This is a genomic window from Bradyrhizobium sp. AUGA SZCCT0158 (assembly GCF_018130065.1).
GTDB lineage: Bacteria > Pseudomonadota > Alphaproteobacteria > Rhizobiales > Xanthobacteraceae > Bradyrhizobium.
The window spans coordinates 1-19,098 of sequence record NZ_JAFCME010000029.1; the positions used below are offsets into that span (position 1 = coordinate 1).

18 protein-coding genes are annotated in these 19,098 nt (G+C 63.6%); 10 read left to right on the forward strand and 8 right to left on the reverse strand.

Going from position 1 to position 19,098, the window contains the following annotated elements:
• Window positions 1-580: 580 nt before the first annotated feature.
• From JQ574_RS29260 to JQ574_RS29270, 3 genes are all read left to right on the forward strand, one after another.
• Window positions 581-1,966, forward strand: a complete 1,386-nt coding sequence (locus JQ574_RS29260) for an ABC transporter substrate-binding protein (RefSeq protein WP_212207669.1) — start codon at window positions 581-583, stop codon at window positions 1,964-1,966.
• A 198-nt stretch (window positions 1,967-2,164) separates the two neighbouring features.
• On the forward strand, window positions 2,165-3,037 hold the full coding sequence (locus tag JQ574_RS29265; RefSeq protein WP_212207668.1) for a carbohydrate ABC transporter permease: 873 nt from the start codon (window positions 2,165-2,167) through the stop codon (window positions 3,035-3,037).
• Window positions 3,034-3,885: a carbohydrate ABC transporter permease gene (locus JQ574_RS29270; RefSeq protein WP_212207667.1), complete on the forward strand. Its 852-nt coding sequence runs from the start codon at window positions 3,034-3,036 to the stop codon at window positions 3,883-3,885. Before JQ574_RS29265 ends, JQ574_RS29270 begins: the two co-directional genes overlap by 4 nt.
• Here JQ574_RS29270 and JQ574_RS29275 read toward each other — a convergent pair.
• Genes JQ574_RS29275 through JQ574_RS29285 form a run of 3 tightly spaced genes read right to left on the reverse strand, consistent with a single transcriptional unit; the run spans window position 3,880 to window position 6,826 of the window.
• The gene (locus tag JQ574_RS29275; protein ID WP_212207666.1) at window positions 3,880-4,695 is read right to left on the reverse strand and encodes an ABC transporter permease; all 816 of its coding nucleotides are present in this window, start codon (window positions 4,693-4,695) and stop codon (window positions 3,880-3,882) included. The genes JQ574_RS29270 and JQ574_RS29275 overlap by 6 nt on opposite strands.
• Window positions 4,695-5,609 carry an ABC transporter permease gene (locus JQ574_RS29280; protein ID WP_212207665.1) on the reverse strand — a complete coding sequence of 305 codons (915 nt, stop codon included), beginning with the start codon at window positions 5,607-5,609 and terminating at the stop codon, window positions 4,695-4,697. Before JQ574_RS29280 ends, JQ574_RS29275 begins: the two co-directional genes overlap by 1 nt.
• On the reverse strand, window positions 5,606-6,826 hold the full coding sequence (locus tag JQ574_RS29285) for an ABC transporter ATP-binding protein (RefSeq protein ID WP_212207664.1): 1,221 nt from the start codon (window positions 6,824-6,826) through the stop codon (window positions 5,606-5,608). Before JQ574_RS29285 ends, JQ574_RS29280 begins: the two co-directional genes overlap by 4 nt.
• Before the next feature lie 147 nt (window positions 6,827-6,973).
• Here JQ574_RS29285 and JQ574_RS29290 point away from each other — a divergent pair, with 147 nt between their 5' ends.
• Window positions 6,974-8,287: a tetratricopeptide repeat protein gene (locus tag JQ574_RS29290; protein ID WP_249119678.1), complete on the forward strand. Its 1,314-nt coding sequence runs from the start codon at window positions 6,974-6,976 to the stop codon at window positions 8,285-8,287.
• Between the two features lie 51 nt (window positions 8,288-8,338).
• Here the strand turns inward: JQ574_RS29290 and JQ574_RS29295 are convergent, their stop codons facing one another.
• Together JQ574_RS29295 and JQ574_RS29300 are read right to left on the reverse strand one after the other, a co-directional pair.
• Window positions 8,339-9,832 (reverse strand): glycerol-3-phosphate dehydrogenase, encoded by a 1,494-nt coding sequence (locus JQ574_RS29295; RefSeq protein WP_212207663.1) that lies wholly within the window; start codon window positions 9,830-9,832, stop codon window positions 8,339-8,341.
• Window positions 9,833-9,979: 147 nt separating this feature from the next.
• On the reverse strand, window positions 9,980-12,682 hold the full coding sequence (locus JQ574_RS29300; protein ID WP_212207810.1) for an EAL domain-containing protein: 2,703 nt from the start codon (window positions 12,680-12,682) through the stop codon (window positions 9,980-9,982).
• Window positions 12,683-12,943: 261 nt separating this feature from the next.
• On the opposite strand from JQ574_RS29300, the gene JQ574_RS29305 reads away from it, so the two are divergent.
• Complete coding sequence (locus JQ574_RS29305; RefSeq protein ID WP_212207662.1) at window positions 12,944-14,047, forward strand: NAD(P)/FAD-dependent oxidoreductase; 1,104 nt, start codon at window positions 12,944-12,946, stop codon at window positions 14,045-14,047.
• A 101-nt stretch (window positions 14,048-14,148) separates the two neighbouring features.
• Here JQ574_RS29305 and JQ574_RS29310 read toward each other — a convergent pair whose 3' ends face one another.
• A complete protein-coding gene (locus JQ574_RS29310) occupies window positions 14,149-14,334 on the reverse strand; it encodes a YdcH family protein (protein WP_192736781.1) in 186 nt (61 codons plus the stop codon).
• Between the two features lie 239 nt (window positions 14,335-14,573).
• On the opposite strand from JQ574_RS29310, the gene JQ574_RS29315 reads away from it, so the two are divergent.
• The 3 genes from JQ574_RS29315 to JQ574_RS29325 all read left to right on the forward strand — a co-directional run bounded on the left by JQ574_RS29315 (window position 14,574) and on the right by JQ574_RS29325 (window position 15,601).
• Window positions 14,574-14,780 (forward strand): YdcH family protein, encoded by a 207-nt coding sequence (locus JQ574_RS29315; RefSeq protein ID WP_192736782.1) that lies wholly within the window; start codon window positions 14,574-14,576, stop codon window positions 14,778-14,780.
• A 333-nt stretch (window positions 14,781-15,113) separates the two neighbouring features.
• Window positions 15,114-15,326, forward strand: a complete 213-nt coding sequence (locus tag JQ574_RS29320) for a hypothetical protein (RefSeq protein ID WP_212207661.1) — start codon at window positions 15,114-15,116, stop codon at window positions 15,324-15,326.
• Window positions 15,327-15,349: 23 nt separating this feature from the next.
• Window positions 15,350-15,601 (forward strand): hypothetical protein, encoded by a 252-nt coding sequence (locus tag JQ574_RS29325; RefSeq protein WP_212032854.1) that lies wholly within the window; start codon window positions 15,350-15,352, stop codon window positions 15,599-15,601.
• Between the two features lie 155 nt (window positions 15,602-15,756).
• On the opposite strand, the gene JQ574_RS29330 is transcribed toward JQ574_RS29325, so the two are convergent.
• A complete protein-coding gene (locus tag JQ574_RS29330) occupies window positions 15,757-16,437 on the reverse strand; it encodes a GGDEF domain-containing protein (RefSeq protein ID WP_212207660.1) in 681 nt (226 codons plus the stop codon).
• A 151-nt stretch (window positions 16,438-16,588) separates the two neighbouring features.
• Here JQ574_RS29330 and purE point away from each other — a divergent pair, with 151 nt between their 5' ends.
• A complete protein-coding gene (purE, locus tag JQ574_RS29335; RefSeq protein ID WP_212207659.1) occupies window positions 16,589-17,077 on the forward strand; it encodes a 5-(carboxyamino)imidazole ribonucleotide mutase in 489 nt (162 codons plus the stop codon).
• A complete protein-coding gene (locus tag JQ574_RS29340; protein ID WP_192736786.1) occupies window positions 17,074-18,174 on the forward strand; it encodes a 5-(carboxyamino)imidazole ribonucleotide synthase in 1,101 nt (366 codons plus the stop codon). Before purE ends, JQ574_RS29340 begins: the two co-directional genes overlap by 4 nt.
• A gap of 13 nt (window positions 18,175-18,187) precedes the next feature.
• Here JQ574_RS29340 and aqpZ read toward each other — a convergent pair whose 3' ends face one another.
• Complete coding sequence (aqpZ, locus tag JQ574_RS29345) at window positions 18,188-18,910, reverse strand: aquaporin Z (protein WP_212207658.1); 723 nt, start codon at window positions 18,908-18,910, stop codon at window positions 18,188-18,190.
• Between the last annotated feature and the right edge of the window lie 188 nt (window positions 18,911-19,098).

The window sequence follows — 19,098 nt, forward strand, 5'->3', positions numbered from 1 at the left end:
GAGTCAACCAAGAACTCGTCTCCGGGGAGATCACGGCATAAGCCGTAAAGCCATTGCGCAGGGAAGGCCGGGTGTTCACCGCTGCCCTGTATGCTCGTGTGCAGCCTACTTAGTGCAAACCGCACACGAGACCGCGGGTGCAGCGCGCACCCGGTCTTCCCTGCGCCCTCTCAACGAGAGGGCGGCAAGTTTCTGGCAAAGCTCGGGTTATCAGGCCGCGAGAACGCGAAGCCGCATCATCCCGGCTCAAACGCGCCATTGCACATAGCGAGCCGGTACCTGATAGCCGCTGATGCGCAAGTTATATCGGGCGATGCCGAGGTTGGATCAGGCTGGAGCCGCAATCCCCTTCACAATCAAAATGGGTGGTTATGGGGTGCCGTTCACAATTGCGCCCCAGGCCGGGACGACAAGGCTGAAACGACGTCGTTGACGCCTGATTGCCTTGCCAGGACGAACGCTTGGCCTGGCTGGAACCGCCCTACACAAGTTTGCAACGCGGCATCTAGATCGCGCCGTTTGGTTGCGCTATCACTGATCCAACCGGGTTGGAAAACCCGGCATATCCAGGGAGAACAATGTGAGATTCAAGGGAATTGGTGCAGTTTCACTCGCGGTCGCGGCTGTCGGGCTGTTTTACGCCACAGCGCCTGCGATGGCCCAACAAAAAACCATTACCGTCTGGTTCGGCAAGGGCTTCTACAAGTCCGAGGACGACGCGCTGCTCGAGGCGATCAAGAAGTTCGAGGCCAAGACCGGCATCAAGGTCGAACTGTCGCAATACGCCATTCAGGACATGATTCCGAAGACGGTGGCGGCGATGGATTCGGGCACCGTGCCTGACGTCGCCTATTCCGACAGCTACGACGTGCAGGCGCAGGGCAAATGGGCCTATGAAGGCAAGCTCGAGGACCTCGGCGACATCCTGCTGCCGATGAAGTCGGCGTTCGCGCCGAACACGCTGGAGACCGCGCTGCTCTACAACGATGTCGCCAAGAAGAAGGCCTATTACGGCTATCCGCTGAAGCAGCAGAGCATGCACGTCCAGATCTGGAGCGACATGCTGGGGCAGGCCGGCTTCAAGCAAAGCGACATTCCAACCAAGTGGGAAGATTACTGGTCGTTCTGGTGCGACAAGGTGCAGCCCGCCATTCGCAAGGCCACCGGCCAGCGCATCTATGCCGTCGGCCAGCCGATGGGCGTGGAATCGACCGACTCGTTCCAGTCGTTCTACACCTTCATGGACGCCTACAACGTCAAGCTCGTCGATGACGACGGCAAGCTGCTGGTCGACGACCCGAAGGTGCGCGAAAACCTGATCAAGGCGCTGAAGGACTACACAGACACCTACACCAGGGGCTGCGCGCCGCCCTCCTCCACCACCTGGAAGGATCCGGACAACAACGTCGCGTTCCACAACAAGACCATCGTGATGACGCACAACTTCACGATCTCGATCGCCGCGAAATGGCTCGACGACGCCAACAACCCGGCGCTGACGCCGGAACAGCGCGCGCTCGGCAAGAAGAACTACGACGAGACCATCATCACGGCCTCGTTCCCCAACAAGCCGGACGGCACGCCGATCAAGTACCGCTCCGACGTCAAGACCGGGCTGATGTTCACCGCGGCCAAGAACAAGGCCGAAGGCAAGGAGTTCATCAAGTTCCTGCTGCAGGAAGAAAACCTGCGGCCCTATATCGAAGGCGCGCTCGGCCGCTGGTTCCCGGTGACGACGGCCAGTCAGCAGAGCCCGTTCTGGCAGGCTGACCGGCATCGCAAGGCCGTCTACACCCAGTTCACCGGCGGCACCACGCCTTTCGACTTCACCAAGAACTGGAAGTTCACGATCCTGAACAACGAGAACGTCTGGGCCAAGGCGATGAACCGGGTGGTGAGCGAGAAGGTTCCGGTCGATAAAGCCGTCGACGAACTGATCGCCCGCCTCAAGCAGATCGCGGGTTGATCTTGCTTCTCCCTCACCCCGCTCTTGCGGGGAGAGGGTCGGGGTGAGGGGCTCTCTCCGCGAGTAATGCTCGTTGAGAGTCCTGTACCCCCTCACCCGAAGCCTTCGGCTTCGACCTCTCCCCGCAAGCGGGGAGAGGTGTACCAACCAACACCGGCCGCGCATTGCGGCCGGCATGGCTGACAAGAGTAACTGAATATGGCGATTACGATCTCGGGCGATCAGGCGATGCCAGGCCCGCCGCTGTCTGCCCGGCTGACTACCCCGCAGGTCTGGGGCATCGTGCTGGTCGCGCCCTACCTCTTGGTGTTTCTGGCCTTCGTGGTCTACCCGGTCTGCTACGGGCTGTGGCTGGCGCGTCATCCGGCGAGCTATGTCGCGCTCTGGCATGATCCGATCTTCGCGCGCGCCGCGGTCAATACGCTGATCTTCCTCCTGGTCGGCATCAACCTCAAAATGATGATCGCGCTGTTCCTGTCCGGCTTCTTCGCCCAGCAGCGCCCGTGGATCAAATGGCTCTCGGTGCTGTTCATCCTGCCCTGGGCGGTGCCGTCGATCCCGACCATTCTCTCCGTGCGTTTCATGTTCAACCCCGAATGGGGCATGGTCAACACGCTGATCTTCAAACTCACCGGCGATGACGGCCCGAACTGGCTCAATGACCCGACCGTAGCGCTCGGCATGGCGATCGGCGTGCACATCTGGAAATCGCTGCCGTTCTGGACGCTGATCCTGATGACCGGGCGGCTTGCGATCTCGCACGATCTTTACGAAGCGGCCGAAGTCGACGGCGCGAGCTGGACGCAGAAGTTCCGCTTCATCACCTGGCCGTCGATGCAGGCGCTGTATCTGACCTGCACCCTGCTCTCGATGATCTGGACGCTGGGTGACTTCAACAGCGTCTATCTGTTGACCGGCGGCGGCCCCGCCGATCTCACCCATGTGCTCGCGACCCTCGGGATTCGCTATCTGCGGCTCGATCAGCTCAGCCTGGCGATGGCGTCCATCGTCTGCGCGCTGCCGTTCGTGCTGCCGCTGATCTATTTCATGATGAAACGGTTGTCGCGATGAAACTGCCCACGCTACGCGAAGTCGGCGTCGAAGCCCGCCTTCTCTTGATCGGGATTCCCGTGTTCCTCTGGACCATGATCCCGATCTACCACATGTTCCTGTTCGCGATTTCGCCGAAGGAAGATGCGTTCTCCGGAAAGCTCTGGCCGGCGCATCCGACGCTGAACAATTTCCGCATCGTGTTCCATCAGGAGCATTACTTCCTGCGGGATTTCTGGATCCAGTTCTGGAATTCGATCGTGATCGCGCTGGCCGCCGGCGCGCTGACGCTGCTGATCGCGACCGCGGCGGCGTTTGCGATCTCGCGGCTCAAGGTGCCCGGCGGGCGGTGGGTGATGAATCTCGCGCTGTTCACCTATTTCATCCCGGCGGCGTTCCTCGCCGTGCCGATGTACCGGACCATGGGTAATTACGGCCTGCTCAACAATCACTGGTCGCTGATCCTGGCGATGGTGACGATCGCCTCGCCCTACGCGATCTGGGTGCTGAAGCAGGCCTCCGACAAGCTGCCGGTCGAACTCGACGAAGCCGCCATCATGGACGGCGCGACCATTCCGCAGCTGTTCAGGCTGGTCTATGTGCCGCTGATGATGCCCTCGCTGGTGGCGATCGGCACCTACGCTATCCTGCTCGCCTGGAACGAATATCTCTACGCGTTCCTGCTGCTCTCCAAGGACACCGAAATCACGCTGCCCGTGGCGCTCGGCAACTTCCTTGCCGCGGATGATTCGCCCTGGGAATTGCTGATGACCACCGGCTTCATCTACGCCCTGCCGCCGGCCGCGATCTATTACGCGTTCAAGCGGTATATGGTGGGCGGGCTGACGGCGGGCGCGGTGAAGTCATAATGGCGCCGCGCTCTCGCCTTGCGAGCTCGACAGCTTCGAGGCGAAGGACGCAATCACGATCACGACCGCAATCAGCGCGATCACCATCGTGCAGATCGCGTTGATCTGCGGCTTCACTCCTAACCGCACCTCGGAATAGATCCGGATCGGCAAGGTCGCCGAGCCCGGGCCCGTCGTAAAACTCGCGATCACGACGTCGTCGAGCGACAGCGTGAAGGCCAGCATCCAGCCGGCAACGATCGCCGGGACGATCAGCGGCAGCGTCACGGACAGAAACGCCCGCACCGGATCGCAGCCGAGATCCATCGCGGCTTCCTCGAGGCTGCGGTCGATGGAGGCGAGGCGCGACTGCACGACGACGGTGACGAAGCACATCGTCAGCGTCGTATGCGCAAGCGTCACGGTCCAGAAGCCGCGCTCGGCGCTCAGCGCCACGAACAGCAAAAGCAGCGACAGGCCCGAAATCACCTCCGGCATCACCAGCGGCGCATAGAGCATGCCCGAGAACAGCGAGCGGCCCTTGAAGCGCTCGCCGCGCGCCAGACCAATCGCCGCGAGCGTGCCGAGCAGGGTTGCGACCGTCGCCGACACCGCGGCGACGCGCAGGCTCATCCAGGCTGCGTCCAGCATGGCGCGGTCGTTGAAGAACTCGGTGTACCAGCGCAGCGACCAGCCGCCCCACACCGTCACCAGCCGCGAGGCGTTGAACGAGTAGATGACGAGAATGACGATCGGCAGATAGAGAAACGCCAGCCCCAGCGCCAGCGAGGTGATGTTGAACGGCGAAATCCGGTTCACCCGGCGCGTCATCAGCCCCCTCCCCGCAGCGTGCGGCGCTGCAGCCGGTCATAGAGCAGCAGCGGCGGTATCAGCAAAAGCAGCAGCGCGACCGCGGCTGCGGAAGCAACCGGCCAGTCCTTGTTGGTGAAGAATTCGAGCCATAGCGTCTGCCCGATCATCATCGAACCGGAACCCGCCAAGAGATCGGGGATCACGAACTCGCCGACGATCGGAATGAAGCACAGCAGCGCGCCGGCACCGACGCCCGGCAGCGACAGCGGAAACGTCACCAGCCAGAACGCGCGTCCCGGCGAGGCGCCGAGATCGGAGGCTGCTTCGATCAGCGCGCCGTCCATTTTCGCGAGCGTGGCGTACAGCGGCAGAATCATAAACGGCAGATAGGAATAGACGATGCCGATGTACATCGCGGTGTCGGTCGACAGCCACACCACAGGCGTTGACACGATATGCAGCGCCAGCAGCATTTTGTTGAGCAGACCGTCATGCTGCAGGATGTTGATCCAGGCATAGATCCGGATCAGGAACGAGGTCCAGAACGGCACAATGACCAGCATCATCGCGATTGGTTGCCAGCGCTGCGGCAGCCGCGCCATGCCATAGGCGATCGGGTAGCCGATCAGCAGCAGGATCGCCGTCGAGGTCACCGCGACGAAGATGCTGCGCAAGTACGAGGAGATGTAGAGACTGTCCGAGACCAGCAGTTTGAAATTGTCCAGCGACAGTTCCGACAACGCCGCCTTGATCGCAGCCCAGCCCGCGGTGAGGTCGAACAGCGGCACGTAGGGCGGCTGCGCGATCGCGGTCTGCGACAGGCTTATTTTGAGCACGAAACCGAACGGCACCAGGAAGAACAGCACCATCCACAGATAGGGCGCGATCGCAGCCAGCCGCGCCGGACGGGCGAAGATGCTGCGCGCGCTCATTGTTCCAGCACCATGCAGTCGTCAGGCGCGAACCAGGCCATCACGCGCTGGCCCGCGAGATAGGCATCGATGTCGAGCCGCGCGGTATTGGCCACCGATGCGCGCACCACGGCGCCGGATTCCAGCTTGACCTTGTACGCGGTGAGCCCGCCGAGATAGCTGACATCTGTCACCACGCCCTCGAGCCGGTTGATCGCATGCGTATTGGCCGCATCCGACACCGGGGCGCGGCGCGACAGCTTGACCTTCTCGGGGCGGATCGCGACACAGACCGTGGCCTTGGTAACCCGCTGGCGCGGCTCGGTGACCGCAAGCGTGACGCCCTCCCTGGTCGTGACCAGCAGCCGGTTATTTTCGCGCCAGCCAACTTCGCCATCGAACAGGTTGACGTCGCCGATGAATTCCGCGACCCAGCGCGAATGCGGTGCCTCGTAGAGCTCGCGCGGGGTGGCGACCTGTTCGAGGCGGCCGGCATCCATCACCCCGATCCGGCTCGCCATCGTCATCGCCTCTTCCTGGTCGTGGGTGACGATGATGAAGGTCATGCCGAGCCGGCGCTGCAGGTCCATCAATTCGAGCTGCGTGCTCTCGCGCAGCTTTTTGTCCAGCGCAGCCAGCGGCTCGTCGAGCAACAGCACCTGCGGGCGGCGGGCCAGCGAGCGCGCCAGCGCCACGCGCTGCTTCTGGCCGCCGGAGAGCTGATCGGGCTTGCGCTTCTCCATGCCTTCGAGCTTGACCAGCGCGACCATCTCGGCGACGCGGGTGGCGATCTCGTCGCGCGCCATGCCGGCGCGCTTGAGGCCGAACGCGATGTTGTCCCGCACCGACAGATGCGGAAACAGCGCGTAGTTCTGAAACATCATGTTGACCGGGCGCAGATGCGGCGGCACCTGCGCGATGTCCTTGGCGCCGAGCAGGATGCGACCCTCGTCCGGCGTCTCGAAACCGGCGAGCATGCGCAGCAGCGTGGTCTTGCCGCAGCCGCTCGGACCCAGCAGCGCAAAAAACTCCCCGGCGCGGATATCGAGCGACAGCCGGTCCACCGCGCGGAAACTGCCGAACGTCTTGCCGACCCCCTCGATGCGCAGCAGCGGCATGTCGGCAGCCAATTCGAACTGCGGCGCCGGGCTTACGGGCGCTTGAGGTGGCGGCTCCGGCTTTGCGGGGTCGGCGATCCCATCGGCCTTCGGCGTAATTTCCGGCGATTCCTCGGTCATGTCCCCTGCCAGCCCTCGCTGCCGCACGCTAGCGGCGGATCGGCATCGGCTCAACCGCTTCGCGGCGCACAGTCACAATATTATCGCTGTCAGCGGTCATGTCTCTGCTAGGCTTGGCACTCACCGCGCACATCACGGAACAAGAAAATGAACCGGGACCGATATGATCTGCCACTGACGACGACCTCCGACCGCGCCGCCGCGCATTATCGCGACGGCATGGACTGCATGTTGTCAGCCTGGCACGGCGCCGAGGACGCCTTTGACCGCGCGATCCGGGAAGATAGTGATTTCGCGCTGGCACATATCGCGCGGGCCCGCCTGCATCAGCTCAATATGAAGGGCAATGAAGCGCGCAGCATGGCCGCGCGAGCACGGCAACTGGCCGCCGGCGCCGACGCCCGTGAGCGCCAGCATATCGAGGTGATGGCTGCCGTGATCGAAGGCAAGCCGAAAGTGGCCGTCGGCGGCGCCGAAGCGCATCTCGAGGAATATCCCCGCGATGCGCTGGTGCTGTCGATGCTGCTCGGCGCCTTCGGGCTCTACGCGTTTTCGGGCCGTGCCGACCACGACGCCGCCAAGCTTGCGGTATGCGAGCGTGTCGCCAGGCATTACGGCGAGGATTGGTGGCTGTTGAGTTATCTCGGCTGGTCGCATACCGAAGCCGGCAACCTCGCCACCGGCCGCACTTTAAGCGAACGCGCGATGGGGTTGCGGGCTGAAAACGCCAATGCCGCACACGGCCTGTCGCACGCGATGTTCGAGCAAGGCGACCTGGCGGCGGGCCGCCAGTTCCTTTCCGCGTGGCTGCCCGCGCACGACCGCAAGAGCTTCCTGCACGGGCATTTGTGGTGGCACATCTCGCTGACCGCGCTCGACGAAGGCGATCTCGAAGGCGCGCTTGCGATCTACGAACAGCAAATCAAGCCGGCCGACCGCCCCTACCCGCCGCTGAATATTTTCACCGACGGCGCTTCGCTGCTGTGGCGGCTGTCGCTCGCCGGCAAATCCGGGCTGGAGCCGCATTGGCGCGACGTCGCCGCCTATGGCGAAAAATATTTCCCGCAAGCCGGGGCGCATTTCGCCGACGTCCACCACGCGCTATCAGGGGCGGCCATCGGCGGCGAGGCGCTGGACACGCGACTGGCGCAACTGGAGGCCCGTGCCGCCGACGGTAAACTGGCGCCGGGGCGCGCGGCGATCGACCTCTGCCGCGGCATGCGCGCCTTCGTCGACGGAGATAATGACGGTGCGATCCGCCTGCTTGAACCCGCGATGGCCGATTTGGTGAAGATCGGCGGCAGCCACGCCCAGCGCGAATTGTGGGAGGACACGCTGATCGTGGCGTATTTGCGCGGAGGACACCGCGAGAAGGCCGCCGGGCTGATCTCCACCCGGCTCGAGCGCAGGCCATCCGCACGTGACGCGGCCTGGTCGCGCGAAGTTCAGGCGCGGCGCTGAACTGCGAACACGTCGATCGCCGCCGCGCCGTGGCAATGACAATCGTCGGATTTATTGAGCGCCGCATGCCAGCTCCGAGGACACCGCCGCCATGAACGCGGCCAGCGCCTCGCGATCCGCCGGCGGCATGGTCAGGCCAAGCTTCGAGCGTCGCCACAAAATGTCGTCCGGGAAGCGTGCCCATTCGTGCTTCATGAGATAGCGCACTTCCGCGCCCGTCAGCTCAGGCCCAAACGCCGGGCCGAGATCGCCGCGATCCCTGGCCTCGCCAAGGATCGCCTTGACGTTCGACCCATAGGCGCCGACCAGGCGGCGGGCATGATCCTCGCTGAGAAACCGCCAGCGCGCGCGCACCTCATCGACCTCGTTCTCGAAGCGGTTCCAGGTAAAATCGCCGCCGGGCAGCGGCGCCGTCGCAGTCCAGCGCGGCGACATCGGATAAAACGGCGTCAGCCTGGAGACGGCCCTTTCGGCACGCAGCCGCGAGGTGGTGACGTCGCCGCCGAAGATCGTGATCAGCGGCGCCTTGCGGCGAGCGTGGTCGAAGCTCATCGCGCCATCCCACGCTGCCCGGTTGTTCGCGGGGTTCATCACCAGGTTGGCGCCGGAAACCGTCCGCACCACGTCGAACGGCTCGATCCGTTCGCGAAAATACCGGTTGGCAGCATCGCAAAGATAAGCCACGTCACTGGCCGCCATCGCGACAATGGCGGGATCGCCCTTGAACGCATGGCCAACGGTGCCGATCAGGGTGAAATCGCGCTCATAGGGGCTGGCGAAAATCAGCCGGCGGTCGCTGTTCTGGAATACGTAGACGTTGTCGGTGTCGAACAGGCGGCGGACGACGATCTGGCTCATCTGGATCGTGGCAAGCCTTGGCGGCGGCTGGCGCAGCACCGTCTCGGCGACGGTCGCGGTCCAGGCTCCGGTGGCGTTGACCAGCGCCCGCGCGCTCACGACCTGACGATGGCCGCGATCGATCGTCACCAGCCGCCAGGTCTCGCCCCGCTCGGCGCGGGTGCAGCGGGCGCCGGTGCGGATCGCAGCCCCCCGCGCCGCGGCATCGACGGCGGTGAGCACAACCAGGCGGGAATCGTCGACGACGCAGTCGGAATATTCGAAGGCCGTTCCGAACGGCCGCTTCAGCGGATTGCCGACCGGATGGTGGGTGACGTCGACGGTGGCAGAGCGCGGCAACGGCGCGCGCGAGGCCAGCCGGTCATACAGCAACAGCCATGACCGCAGCTGCCAGGCTGGGCGTTCGTCAGTGTGGGCCGGGATGGCAAAGCGCATCGGGCGCACCAGATGTGGCGCGATCCGGAGCCAAATGTCGCGCTCGGCCAATGCCGCACGGACGCGAAGGAAGCGGCGCCGCTCCAGCCCCGCCAGATCGCCATGAACGAGCCGGGGCGAGGCCGAGGAGGCGCCCGCAGCGAGATCGCCCTGCTCCAGCAGGATCACGCGCAGGCCGCGGCCGGCGGCATCGCGCGCGATGCCAACGCCGTTCAATCCGCCGCCGATGATCGCAAGATCGTAATCCGCCATGCAACGCTTACAGTCGAGAACCGAGTTGCACGACAACATAGCGTTTTCGCGCGAAGTGGATACCGGTTCGCATCGCAATCAAGTAGATCGCGTAGACTTATCTGCGGCAAAAACGCGTCAAACAAACGGGTAGAGCCTGCGCAGGCTCTAGCCGGTCTTGCGCGTGGACTCGATACTGTTGATGACGTTGCGCCCGACCAGCGCGGCGTATTGGCCGATCGGCAGGGGTTTGCCGATGAAATAGCCCTGCACCGCGTCGCAGCCCTCTTCCGACAGGAAACCGAGCTGTTCCTGGGTTTCGACACCCTCGGCGACGATCGACATTTCGAGGCCGTGGCCGAGGTCGATGACGGCGCGCACGATCGCGGCCGATTGCGGATTGCGCCCGAGATGCATGACGAAGGCGCGGTCGATCTTGATCTTGTCGAACGGGAACGCCTGCAGGTAGCTCAGCGAGGAGTAGCCGCTGCCGAAATCGTCCATCGAGATGCGCACGCCGAGCGCCTTGAGCCGCCGCAGCAGCGCCAGGCCGCGATCGAAATCCTCGATCAGCACGCCTTCGGTGATTTCGAGCTCGAGCCGATCCGGCGCCAGCCCGGTTTCGAGCAGGATCGAATGCACCAGACTGACCACATCGCCATGCATGAACTGCGCCGGCGACAAATTGACCGCGATCTGCATCGGCACCGGCCAGGAGGCCGCCTCCCGGCAGGCTTCGCGCAGGATCCATTCGCCCATTTCGACGATCAGGCCGCTTTCTTCCGCCAGCGGAATGAAATCGCCTGGTGACACGAAGCCGCGTACCGGATGCATCCAGCGCGCCAGCGCCTCGAAGCCGATCACGTCGCTGGTGGCAACCGTCGGACCCGAAGTGGCCTGCGGCTGGTAGTACAGCGACAATTCGCCGTTCTTGATCGCGACCGAGAGGTCCTGATGCAGCACGCGGCGGTCGCGGATCTGCTGGTCCATCTCGGGCTCGAAGACGCTGATCGAGCCGCGCGATTTTGCTTTCGCCCGGAACAACGCCGCGCCGGAATTGGCGAGCAGGGCTGCCGCGTCCGACCCGTTGTGCGGAAATACCGAGATGCCCGTGGTGGCACCGGCCCGAACCGGCTTGCCGTCAATCTGGAATTCCTTCGCCAGCGCGATCGCGACCTGCTCGGCCAGCGCGATGCCCGCGGAGGGCTGTTTGCCGTCGATGATCAACCCGAATTCGTCGCCGCCGAGCCGGGCCACCACGCCGCCGCGGGCGCAGTCCTGCAGGCGCTGGGCGACCTCGGTCAGCACCTTGTCGCCCATCGCGTGACCGAACACGTCGTTCACTTCCTTCAGCCCGTCGAGGTCGATGCAGAGCACCGCGAATTCCTCTTCGGTGCCCTCGCAGGCCTCGATCATCTGGGCCAGCGCCTGCAGGAAGGCGGCGCGGTTCGGCAGATCGGTCAGGCCGTCATGATAGGCCATGTGCGCCATCCGCGACTCGGTCTGGCGGCGGTCGGTGACGTCCTCATGGGTCTTGATCAGATATTGCGGCTCGCCGGCATCATCGAGCACCGTCATCCGGCGGGTCAGGAACAGCCGCAGCCCGTCCTTGGTCGAAATCGGGTGTTCCTCGGTCAGAAGGCCGCGCTTCTTGATCGCCGCCTCGTCGCGCGCGATGATCAGCTTGGCTTCGCGCGGATTGAAGATATCGGCAGCCGTCAGTCCGGTGGCGTCCTCGCGACGGCGGTTGAGGATGGTTTCGGCGCTGCGGTTGGCGAGCAGGTATTTTCCGTCCGAGACGCGCTCGACGATCAGCGAGACCGGAATGTTGTCGACCACGAGTTCGAGGAACTTCTTGGTACTCTCCAGCTCGCGCGACAACGAGCGGCGGTCGGTGACGTCGTCGAACAGCGCGATCAGGAATTCGGGCTGGTTGTTCTCATCGCGCGCGATCACGCGGTTGGAGGCGAGGACGCGCTTCTCGGAGCCGCGCTCGACTTCGAACTCAGTGCGGTGGTAGCCTTCCGGTGCCTTCAGCGCCGACTGATCCGCGGTGTCGATCGTGCGTGCGGTTTCGGGTTGGAATATCTCGTCGGCGCGCTTGCCGACGATATGGTCGCGCGAGAAGCGCGAGAAACGCTCGAACGCGCGGTTGGCGAAAATATAGCGGCCGTCCTCGATGTTCTTGGCGGCGACGCAGACCGGAACGTTGTCGAGCACCGATTCCAGGAACTGCGTGGTCGACGCCAGCTTGCGCGAAAGTTTGCGCTGCTCCGTACAATCCTCATGGGTCGCGACCGACCCGCCATTCGGCAGGCGGAAATACTTGACCAGCACCGATTTGCCGTTTGGCAGTTCGGTGATCAGGCCCTCCGCGGTGGAGGCCTGGGCATAGAATTCGTCGGCGCTGACGCCCAGTGCGCCGCGCTTGCGCCGCACTTCCAGCAGTTCCGGCCCGGTCATGTTGCGGGGAATGTCCGAGCGGACCAGGCCATAGATTTCGAGATAGCGGTCGTTGCTGAAGATGATGCGCTGACGGGCGTCGGTCATCACCACGCCCTGGCTGAGATTGTTCAGGGCTGAGCTGACGAACGCACTGCGCCGGAGTTGCGAGCGCTTGACCCGGCGCAGCGCCGACAGCACCCACAGCGCGGCCGCTACCAGAAACGATACGGCCACGATGCCGCCGATCAGCATCTCCCAGATCATGCTGGAGTCGAGCTCACCGAAATAGCCCGACGGCGCCAAGCTGCCGGAAACGGGCGGCGCGGCCCATGCCAATCCGCACGACGCAGCGGTGGCGAGCAGACACACGAGGGCCAGCGCCGGAACTGAATCCCTCCCGCCTGCCTGCCAATTCTTGCCAGCCATCATTCACCCGCGGATTTCCCGGTGGAGTGTCTGGCTTGACGGGTTTGGATCGGGTAAACGCCTACCCTTGCAACCGGAAAATGCGACTCAAATTGCGGCAATTGCCCTGACATGATTAATGCTTCACTAACAGGATCGGACCTCAGGGCATATGTCGAGACAATCCAACGGGTTGTTGGGGCTTACTTCTGAACGAAACGATAATAAAACAAGCGCGCGACGGGCGTGATCCCGCGCCAAATTTCCGGGCCTGAAGCGTACATGGACAAGGTTGATTGCGTCGTCATCGGAGCGGGAGTGATCGGGCTCGCGATCGCGCGGCGGCTCGCCCAGCAGGGCCGCGAAGTCATCGTGCTGGAGGCGGCCGAGGGCATCGGCACCATCACCTCATCGCGCAACAGCGAAGTGATCCACGCCGGTATCTATTACCGCGCCGGCAGCCTGATGGCGCAGATGTGCGTCAGTGGCAAACGGGCGCTCTACGAATATTGCCGCGACCACGGCATCCCGCATCGCAATTGCGGCAAGCTGATCGTCGCGACGACGCCTGCGGAAACCGAAAAACTGCAATCGATCCGCGCCCATGCCGAAGCCAATGGCGTCGACGACATGCAGCTTCTGACCGGCGAAGCGGCGCGTGCATTGGAGCCGGCACTCAATTGCGATGCGGCCCTGCTCTCGCCGTCGACCGGCATCATCGACAGCCACGCCTACATGCTGGCGCTGCGCGGCGATGCCGAGGAAGCTGGTGCCGCCTACGCGTTTTACACGCCGCTGCTGCGCGCCCGGGCAAACGCGGGCAGGATCGAAATCGAGACGGGCGGCGATGTGCCGATGGTTCTGGAATGCAACCTGCTGGTCAACGCGGCGGGATTGGGCGCGCCTTCGGTCGCGCGCAGCATCGAGGGCATGCCGATCGAGTTGATACCGCCGGCGTATCTCGCCAAGGGCAATTATTTCAGCTGCAGCGCGCGGGCGCCGTTTTCACGGCTGATCTATCCGGTGCCGGAGCCCGGCGGGCTTGGCGTGCACCTCACCCTCGACATGGCCGGACAGGCGCGCTTCGGTCCGGACGTGGAGTGGGTCGAAAGCATCGACTACGCCGTCGACCCGGCCCGTGCCGACAGGTTCTATCCCGCGATCCGGCGCTATTGGCCGACGCTGCCGGACGGGGCGCTGATGCCGAGCTATTCCGGAATCCGGCCCAAGATCGTGCCACCTGCGGTTGCCACGCAGGACTTCCTGATCCAGGGACCGCGCGCGCACGGCGTCACTGGACTGATCAACCTGTTCGGCATCGAATCGCCGGGACTGACGTCGTCCCTGGCGATCGCTGATCATGTTAGTGAACTGGCAGAGCAGTAAGCGATAAATACAAGATAATTTCGCAATACAACCTATACGGATGAGCGCAAAAGCGCCCATCCGACGGTGAATTACGTTTCGCCATTCTGCTGGAGACCGGTTTAGTGGACCGTATCGCTGGCGGTTTGCTTCAATCGCTCGATCTCGTCCTTGACCATCAACTTGCGGCGCTTCAACTCGACAATGTGGAGGTCGTCTGTGGAAAGGTGCACGAGCGCTTCGTGCAATTCGTTTTCGAGGATCTTGTGTTTACGTTCAAGTTCAACAAGATGCGCCTGTAGAGCCATACGAAATCTCCTCGGTGGGTGAAACCTCAGATTCGATCCGGACGAATGAGTGTACACCAGCCGCCGAATCTGTCGATGGCTATCCAGAATCGGGGCTCTCATTTTTTCGGATTTATCTGTAACCAATCGTGACTATGGAACCGGGTCGGCTTGCGGACCGGGCCCGCAGGGACGATATTTCGCTGGCGGCTTCGCAAGCCGTCTACAACCTCATCGTGCTTTTGCAGTTAGCGTACGCCATGACCGACGAAGATGAGCGCGAGCTCGTAAACGAGCTTGCCCGGCTGCAGCAGGAGCATCGCGATCTCGATGCGGCGATCGACGCGCTGCATCAGTCGCCGGCGCCGGATCTGCTGCGGCTGCAGCGGCTGAAGAAGCGCAAACTGCAATTGCGCGACCGCATCGCCTTCATCGAAGATCAGATCACGCCTGATATCATTGCCTGATCGCAGGCTGATCGCGCTGGCGCCGGATGCCGCGCAGGACAAGCCGCACCACGATGAACAGCCGCAACCTGGCTGCCGCCGATCGGCTCGCCCGGCAGGTGCGATTTTTTTTCGGAACGGTGCGGCTATAGCCAGAAGACCGCCCGCCTGCGCGCAAATCCCTTTTCCCCGACATCCACAAGCGCCGCGGTTGCGACGAACTTTCAGGGCCGCGATCGCGTCGCCGGCAGCCTTTGAGCGCGGGAAAATGAACTTTCGCGCACGCTCTTTGCTTGACTCCAATAGAACAAAAGAGGAACATATCTCCCTGCCGCCAGCAAAGGGAGTTCTGTCATGTCCGCACCACCGTCCCTGTCCGACAACAGCCGCTACGAGCAAGCCTGCGATCAGGCGATCGCGATGTGCGACGGCAATCTGCGCTCGACCATCAAGGCGCTGATCATGGCCAACGAATATCTGGAAGCCGAGCTGGAGGAATTGCAGGCGGCGATATCCGCCGGCTGCGTGCCGACCCAACCCTTGCGCACCAGCAGCACCGCTGCCTGAGCAGCAAAACCGGAGCGACGATGATGGCCGATGTCACCTATTACGTTGCATTGCCATTCCTGCAGGACGATGACGGCTCGCCGGTCGCTGGCGCTGCCGAGGAGTGCCAGAGTCCGACCACCGCGCTGCGCCGGGCCGAGATCCTGTCGCGAGCCCCCGGCAGCATCGGCGCAGTCGCGTTCAGCCGCAGTGGCGATCCGATGATCGGCGAATTCGGCGACGCGCAATTGCTGCGGAAGTTCGGCAACGTGCCGGAAGATTTGAGCGGGCTGTAGTCGTCACTGCGAACGTTCGCAGCAAGCATTCGCAGGGTGGGCAAAGGCACACTTGTGCGTGCCCACCAAATCAATTCACGAAGCAAGATGCGGAGCCTGTCATCGGGCGCGCATTCGCGCGACCCGTTGGCTTTTGCTCACCTGACGAATGCAGTTCACGCCTCATGCCGCCGCTGCGCCTTGCGGATGTACATCGCGCTGTCGGCCTCTTCCAGCGCGCGGCCCGATTCCGCGTGAGGACCGAGGATCGCGACGCCGGCGGAGGCGCCCGCAGTGACGGTGCGGCCACCAAACACAAAGGTGAGGCGATCAATCGTCGCCTCCAGCAACGCCGCCTTGGCCCTGGCATCGGTTTCGCTGAGATTCCACAACAGCAGCGCGAACTCGTCGCCGCCGAGCCGGCCGATCACGTCAGATGCGCGCACATGGGCCATCAGCGTCTTCACAATGGCCTTGAGCACCTCGTCGCCGGCGGCATGACCGAAAGCGTCGTTGATCGGCTTCAGGCGATCGACGTCGAGCACGATCAGGGCGCCGCTCGCGTGGTAGCGCTTGATGAAGGCGATCGCGCGGTGCAATTCGCGCTCAAAACCGCGCCGGTTCGGAATATCCAGCAGGAAGTCGGTATCGGCCGAGGCCTGCAGTTCCTCGATTCGGGCCCGAGCCCGCGCCAATTGCGTCTTGAGCCGGCGAATCGTCGATTTGGGGTCAACGGACGGAGCCGGGGCCGGGCTTGCCGACTTGCGGATCCCGCGCGGCGCGGCTTTTCGTCCTGCCGGGGCCGTTTTCGGGCGTTTTCCGGTTCCCGAAGCCGCTGCCCTGGTTTTCTTCTTCATGACCTTCCCTGTGCAGGCATGCGTATGAAGGCTTGCCCGGATTCACCAAGACAGGATAGTCCATTCCTAATCCCTTGCCATGCCTTGGATGACGCCCGGGCCGCCCCTATAATCGGCCTATGTTTCTGGATTCCCCAATAGAATTGACGAAATGACCGCACCGATCGCCATCATTATGGGAAGCCAGTCGGACTGGGAGACCATGCACCACGCCGCCGACACGCTGGCGGCGCTCGGGGTCGGCTGCGAAAAACGCATTGTCTCGGCCCATCGCACCCCCGACCGGCTGTTTGCTTTCGCCAAGGGCGCCAAGGCGGCCGGCTTCAAGATCATTATCGCCGGTGCCGGGGGTGCGGCGCATCTGCCGGGCATGGCGGCGGCGCTGACCGAGCTTCCGGTGTTCGGCGTTCCCGTCGAATCCAAGGCGCTGTCCGGCCTCGATTCGCTCTATTCGATCGTGCAGATGCCCGCGGGCGTCCCCGTTGGCACCCTTGCGATCGGCAAGGCCGGCGCGATCAACGCCGCGCTGCTCGCCGCCAGCGTATTGGCGCTGCAGGATCCGGCGCTGGCGACGCGCCTGGCTGCCTGGCGCAAGCAACAGACCGATGCGGTCAAAGAGCGGCCGGAGGGCTTGGCGTGACGGCTTCCAACAATGTGAAGCTGAAGCCCGGCGACACCATCGGAATTCTCGGCGGCGGGCAATTGGGCCGGATGCTGGCGATGGCTGCGGCGCGCCTCGGCCTCCGCTGCCAGGTGTTTTCGCCGGACCCGGATTCGCCGGCCTTTGACGTGGTGCTGAACGCCACCTGCGCGGAATATGCCGATGTCGAGGCGCTCGAACTGTTCGCCAACGACGTCAACGTCATCACCTATGAATTCGAGAATGTGCCGGCCGCCACCGCCATGGTGCTGGCGGCGCGCCGTCCGGTGCTCCCGGCCCAGAAGATCCTGGAGACCACGCAGGACCGGCTGGTCGAAAAGGATTTTGTGAAGCGGCTCGGTATCGGCACCGCCGACTATGCCGACGTCTCGTCGGTGGAAACCCTGCGGGCGGCGATCAAGAAGATCGGCCTGCCCGCCGTGATCAAGACCCGCCGCTTCGGCTATGACGGCAAGGGCCAGGCGATCATCCGCGACGGCGACGATCTCACCAGGGTCTGGGAAGACCTCGGCACCAAATCGGCGATCCTCGAGGCCTTCATTCCGTTCGAACGCGAGATCTCGGTGATCGCTGCGCGCTCGGTCGACGGCCAGGTCGAGAGTTTCGACGTCACTGAAAACGAGCACCGCGACCACATCCTGAAAATCTCGCGCGCGCCGGCGCAGATATCGGATGCGCTGGCGGCGCAGGCACGCGGCATCGCCGAGCAGATCGCAACCGCGCTGAACTATGTCGGCGTGCTCGCGGTCGAAATGTTCGTGGTAGCGGAAAATGGCGGGCCGAAAGTGCTGGTCAACGAGATCGCGCCGCGGGTGCATAATTCCGGACACTGGACGCTGGACGGCGCCTCGATCTCGCAGTTCGAGCAGCACATCCGCGCCATCGCCGGCTGGCCGCTCGGCAAACCGGTCCGTCATGGCGAGGTCACCATGACGAACCTGATTGGCGACGACATCCTCGGCTACGAGCAGTGGCTGACGGTTCCCGGCGCCACCGTTCACCTTTACGGCAAAGGCGCGCCGAAGCCGGGCCGCAAGATGGGTCACGTCACCGAAGTGTCGCCGCGCAAGAAATAGCGGCAAGCCCGCATCACGCGGGCTTGCGGCCCTCGACGACGCCGGAGGGCTCCTCGCTGAGCCAGCGGTAGATCACCCCGCCCAGCACGCCGCCGATCAGCGGCGCTACCCAGAACAGCCAGAGCTGCGCCAGCGCCCATCCGCCGACGAACAGCGCAGGCCCGGTGCTGCGCGCCGGATTCACCGAGGTGTTGGTGACGGGAATGCTGACGAGGTGGATCATGACGAGCGCCAATCCGATCGCCAGCGGTGCAAAGCCCGCCGGCGCCTTGCCATGGGTCGCGCCCATGATGATGAAGAGGAACATCATGGTCATCACAACCTCGGTGATGAAGCAGGCAACCATGCTGTACTTGCCGGGCGAATGCGCGTCGTAGCCATTCGACGCAAAACCCTTGGTGACGTCGAAACCGGCAGCGCCGCTTGCGATCACATAAAGCAGCGCCGCCGCCGCAACGGCGCCGATCACCTGCGCGATGATGTAGGGCGCGATTTGCCCGGTTGGAAAGCGCCCGCCGGCGGCAAGCCCCACCGTGACGGCCGGATTGAGATGGCAACCGGATACATGGCCGATCGCATAGGCCATGGTGACGACGCTCAGTCCGAACGCAAAGGACACCCCGACCAGTCCGATACCCACCTGCGGAAAGGCGGCGGCGATGACGGCGCTGCCGCATCCCGCAAATGTCAGCCAGAACGTACCGATGGCCTCGGCGGCATATTTCTTCGTATCCATGGTTGTCTCCCCAGATTGTTGTTGCCGGGTTGCTCAAAACGCCGGGAACGGCCTCGATCTGGGCACACAACTTCCCAAATCAGGGCCGAACAGCGACAGATTTGCCGCATTTCATGGCTTAACTTGGTCCGGCTTTTCGCTTCACAGGTGGACATCGCAGGTTTTGTCTGGTAAATGCCCGCCTTCAG